Annotated in this window: 1 protein-coding gene; it reads left to right on the forward strand. The window is 66.1% G+C overall.

Annotation, left to right across the window (positions count from 1 at the left end):
- A partial coding sequence (locus tag G5C50_RS32075; RefSeq protein WP_165076166.1) for a hypothetical protein occupies positions 1-1540 on the forward strand: 1540 nt, incomplete at its 5' end.
- Between the last annotated feature and the right edge of the window lie 29 nt (positions 1541-1569).

A 1569-nucleotide genomic window follows, 5' to 3' on the forward strand; every position in this document is an offset into this window, starting at 1 on the left:
GAATGCCGGCCCGATGAACGACCTCGGCATCGGCGGTTATTCCGTATCCGGCTCGACCTACTCCCTCCCTGCGTCGACCCTCTCCGACCTGGCGGCCCTCACTCAGATCCCGACCGGGGTGTGTACGGTGAGCGGCCCTCGCTGCCTCTCGGCCGTCGAGTCGTTCATCCAGTCGATCTACCCGGGCCACGCCCTCAACGTCCAGCCCGACGGCACGATCCGGGTCTTCGACCTGTTGGATCCCACGGCCGTCACCCTTACGCTTGAAGACCTGACCGACCTGACCAATCCGCCCAGCGTCCGGCGGTCGCTCGCCGATTGCTTCACCAAGGTCACGATCTTCGGCCAGCCCCGGACGGTCGCCAAGCTGGTCAGCCTGTCGAACGGCGGGCTTGAGGAGTGGTTCCAATACCCGGGCGTCACCAACGCGGCCGCCAAGGCCGCCTGGACGACCAACGTCTACAAGTACGGCCAGACGTCCCGCTCGACGGGCACGGCCTCCTGCACGGACACGCTTCACGTCGAGTTGACGTCCTCGGACGCCACGCAGACCTGGGCAGCCGACGCCTTCGGGCCCTCGGCTCAACAGGGCGTGTTGCACCTCTGGAAGAACGTGGTCTCCGGGGTGGACTCCATCTACAGCGTGAAGGTCGTCGCCAACGACGCCCTGACGGCCGGGGGGACGGCGACGTTCACCTTGGAAAGCCCGCTCCCGGCGACGGACTACGACGGCTACACCCTGTACGGCTTCGACCAGGGGCCGGCGTTGGTTTACCGCCGATACCGAGTCGTCGACGCCGACATGAGAGCGGCCCTCGCCCGCAAGTTCAGCCCGTCGGCCGTCTGGGTGGGGGCCTACGGCGGCTCGGCCACGTCGACCAATGTCCCGATGGCCAGCGTCTGCTGGGACGGCAACGAGGTTACGGACGGCTTCTCGCCCGACATCTCCGACGGAACCATCACGTTCTTCGTCCCGACCTACATCACGGCCGGCAACCGACCACCTGACGACGTCCGAGTCCTGATCGCCGTCAACGAGGACAGCCTGACCGCCACGGCCCCGGCCTCGGGATGGGAGGGCACGGCCTACACGGTCGACGGCCTTGAACGCGAGCAGCGGATCTTCATGAAGTCCTGGACTGACCCCAACAATCAGGCCGCGATGGACGACTACGCCCAGCAGTTGCTTGACGTGAACAAGAACACGGTCGTCGATCTCAGCCTGACGGTGAACCGCATCCTGGAGGAAGTCCTGCCGCTCGCCAACCAGGGTCTGAATCTCACGGCGGACGGCTACTCGACCGGCCTGGAAACCGCCGGCCTACCGATCACCTCGTTGTCGATCGTCTGGAACAACGGGGCGGCCAGTCTGCACACGACCAGCGTGACGGCCTCCAACCGTCGGCAACCGCCGTCGGAGAACATCATCCCGCCGGAGCGGCAGCGGCAGGGCGGCTACCTGTGGGGGCCGACGTCGTCGAACACGCTCAACCCCTGGCAGCCTTCGGCAGCGAAGAACGACGCAGGAGGGGAAGCATGAGAGATCAATCGGAACGCTGGCTGATCAAT

Source organism: Paludisphaera rhizosphaerae (assembly GCF_011065895.1).
In the GTDB taxonomy this organism is placed as follows: Bacteria; Planctomycetota; Planctomycetia; order Isosphaerales; family Isosphaeraceae; genus Paludisphaera; species Paludisphaera rhizosphaerae.